Source organism: uncultured Campylobacter sp. (assembly GCF_905371695.1).
Lineage (GTDB): Bacteria > Campylobacterota > Campylobacteria > Campylobacterales > Campylobacteraceae > Campylobacter_A.
The window spans coordinates 1-3,169 of the sequence record NZ_CAJPMA010000130.1 but is presented as its reverse complement, the minus strand read 5'-3'; the positions used below and the strand labels follow the sequence as shown (position 1 = coordinate 3,169).

Annotated in this window: 3 protein-coding genes; all 3 read right to left on the bottom strand. The window is 49.8% G+C overall.

All coding sequences use genetic code 11. The features are described 5' to 3' along the window. Positions 1 to 445, bottom strand: a 445-nt coding sequence (locus QZ147_RS08815) for an asparagine synthase-related protein (protein ID WP_295149443.1), incomplete at its 3' end; no start/stop codon positions are given. After that, on the bottom strand, positions 417 to 1,835 hold the full coding sequence (gene larC, locus QZ147_RS08810) for a nickel pincer cofactor biosynthesis protein LarC (RefSeq protein WP_295149442.1): 1,419 nt from the start codon (positions 1,833 to 1,835) through the stop codon (positions 417 to 419). The genes larC and QZ147_RS08815, both read right to left, overlap by 29 nt. Before the next feature lie 2 nt (positions 1,836 to 1,837). Then, positions 1,838 to 3,088 carry a nickel-dependent lactate racemase gene (gene larA, locus QZ147_RS08805; RefSeq protein ID WP_295149440.1) on the bottom strand — a complete coding sequence of 417 codons (1,251 nt, stop codon included), beginning with the start codon at positions 3,086 to 3,088 and terminating at the stop codon, positions 1,838 to 1,840. Between the last annotated feature and the right edge of the window lie 81 nt (positions 3,089 to 3,169).

Sequence of the window (3,169 nt, the reverse complement as noted above, 5' to 3'; positions counted from 1 at the left end):
TCTCTGATTTTTTGAGGCCTTTAAGCGGCGAAAGTACGCCAAGCTCGTCTTTTGCTTTAAGCCCGGGGCGGTATTCGCCAAGATCGTCTAGGTTCGTGCCGTCGGCGACGTTTGTAAAGCCTAGATGTTTTGCTAGCTCGATTAGCCGCGTAAAAACCGCCTTTTTGCAGACGTAGCAGCGATCTTGCGGATTATTTTTTACCGCTTCGGGCGCTTCTAGCTCTAAAATTTCGTGCCTGATGCCGTAAGTACGGGTAAATTCCACCGCCTCTTTTATCTCGCGCCCCGACATATAGGGCGATTTTAGCGTGATCGCCACCGCGCGCTGGCCTAGCGTATCGGCGGCAACGCGCAACAGTAGCGAGCTATCCACGCCGCCGCTAAACGCTACGGCTAAATTTTCCAGCTTTTTTATATCATTTTTTAGAATTTCTAGTTTCGTCATATTTTTTTAAAGTCTCGTTTCTAACCTCGCTGATCGTCGTTTGAAATCTCTGCGCGGCTTTTTTGCAGTCCTCGAATTCGGGCTTGATTTTTAAAATTTCGGGGTAATTTCGGGCTAAATTTTCATCCGTCAAATTTTGCTCGGCGTTAAAACCGCAAGCTCGGCCGCGAGAAATTTTAAGCCTTATTTTGCCGTATTTAGTCTCTACCTCGCAAAACTCGCGCGTAAGCTCGGTTTTCCTCACGGCGCACTCTCTAACTCCGATCGCCGTCGTATGCGCGAAAATAAGCCCCTTTATCCGCGCGGCGTCCTTCTTGCGGCACAGCGCGTTTAGCTCAAAACCCGCGCGTCCTTTTTTCATAAAAATAGACCTGCTAAACACGTCCAGCGCGCCGCTATCTCGCAAAATATCGCACGCAAAGGCAAAGCTCTCGGCGTCCATATCGTCGATATTGGTGGAGATTAAAATTTGCTCGCAAACCTCGCCGTAGCCGCTTTTCGCGCTTAAATTCGGCTCGCCGCTCGCGCCTAAATCCTCGCTCGTTTCGCAAAGCATTACGCGAAGCGCGTTGGCAAAATCCGCGGCCTCTTTATCGCCCGCGCCGTAGCCCGTGCTTAAAATTTTAAAATTTCTCGGCGGTTCGCGACGGTCTTGCTCTCTTAAATTTAGCGCGCAGGCCTTTAAAATCGCCGCTCCCGTGGGCGTAGTCGTCTCGAAATTTGCCCGCCCTAGGCTTACTTGCGCGCCTTTTAAAATTTCGCAAACGGCGGGTGCCGGTACGGCTAGCCTGCCGTGAGCGCAATGCGCAAAACCGCCGCCAAGCTCGATAGGCGAAGCAAAAATTTGCGGCGCGCCCAAGGCCTCCAAGCAAATAGCCGCGCCCACTACGTCTGCGATGCTGTCTACGGCGCCCACTTCGTGAAAATGTACTTGCTCTACGCTAGTGCCGTGGATTTTAGCCTCGGCTCGCGCGATAACGCTAAAAATTTCGCTTGCCGTTTTTTTTACGAAAGCGCTTAGGCTAGAGCTCTCGATAAGCTCTAAAATTTGCGCGAAATTTCGCGGATGCGGGCGGTTTTGGGCGGGCTTATCCGCTCTAAATTCGGCGCCGTGAATTTTGCCGTTTAAATTTTGACGCGGGCTAAATTTAGCACCCAAGAGGCCAAGCGGAAGCTGACTCAGATTTGCCGCGCAAACGACGTCTATTTTGGTTGCGGAGATACCGCATTTTAGCGCTTTGTACTTGCGTAGGTAAAACTCGCTAGCTAAATTTAGCTTAGCAAGCTGGGCGCAAAGATAGCTAAAATCCGCACCCAGATCCACCAGCGCGCCTAAATTCATATCGCCGCTGATGCCCGCACTTGCATCGTAGTAAAGAAATTTCGCCAAACTTAAACCTTAGGCACCGTCATCGAGCCAAACGGCAGGATGATGATCCCGGCGTCCGCGCCCTTTTGCGCGAGCGCGTCGTCTAGGGCCTTTTGCAAATCATGATACGGTTTTAGGTGTACGGCTCGCATCTCGTCGTCGCTAAGCTCGCTCACCGCCCAGGTCTGCGCCCAGAGCGAGATTTCGGCCATTTTAGCGGCCTTGTGATAGCCTAGGTGAAATTCGTTTGAAATTTTTTCCAGCACTTCTTGCGGAGTCGGCGCGGACACCATTAGGTTAAAAAACGGCTTTGGACCGATGCCTGTGCGGCACTTTGCGACCATTATTAAAATCCCGTCCTTAGCAAGCGCCAGTTTGCCGTTATCTAGGGCTTTTTGCGCCTGATAAAGATCGACATCCATAGGGTAGGGCGCGACCGAGATCACGATATCTGCCTTGCGCGGGATATTTACGCAAAATACCTCGTCGGCCTTTTTTACACAGTCGTAAAAGCTGTCGTTGAGGTCGCCGGCGCTTGCGTAATACACGCCGTGCTCGCTATCAAGCACCGTCTGGATCGAAAAAACGTCGATATGCGCAAGAACTTTCATCGCGTCGATCATATCCTCATGCACGGGATTGCCCTCTAAGCGCAGCGCCTGAGCGTCGGCGCTAAGGGCTAGTTTGTGGTTTTGCTCGATGGTTTCGTATTTAGCGACGCCTGGTAAAAACGCCTTTCGTCCGCCAGTGTAGCCCGCGAAATAATGCGGCTCGACCGAGCCGATGACGATTACCTTTTTGGCTTCCGCTACGATTTTGTTTAGATACATCTGCGTGCCGTTTTTGGACTCGCCCAGATAGCTCATCTCGTCTTTTTTAGAGTCATGGTCGCATACTTCGCCTTTGGCGTTAAGCTCGGCATAAATTTCTTTGCCGAAAATCATCTCGTACTCTTCTAGCGTGCCCTCTCTGTGGCAGCCCGTGGCGATGATGAAGGTTTTATTTTTCTCGCGGATTTTTGGGTAAATTTGCTTTAAAACTTTGGCCGTCGGCGTAGGTCTCGTGCCGTCGTTTACGATGATTACGATCTTTTCGTCGCCTGCTATAAACTCGTCAAAGCTTTTTTGATTTATCGGATTTGCGAGAGCCTTTGCGATGAGCGCCGTTTCGTCAAATTTAGCCACGGGGTTGGGGTTAAAAACGCCTAATAAATTTTTCTGCGGAACATTTAGATCGATGATATCCTCTTTGCCGTAGTGAATAGGAATTTGCATGTTTTATCCTTTTAAAGATTATTTGCCAAAATTATATCTAAAATTTAAGTAAAATTTTAAAGGATTTAAAAATTTACCGAA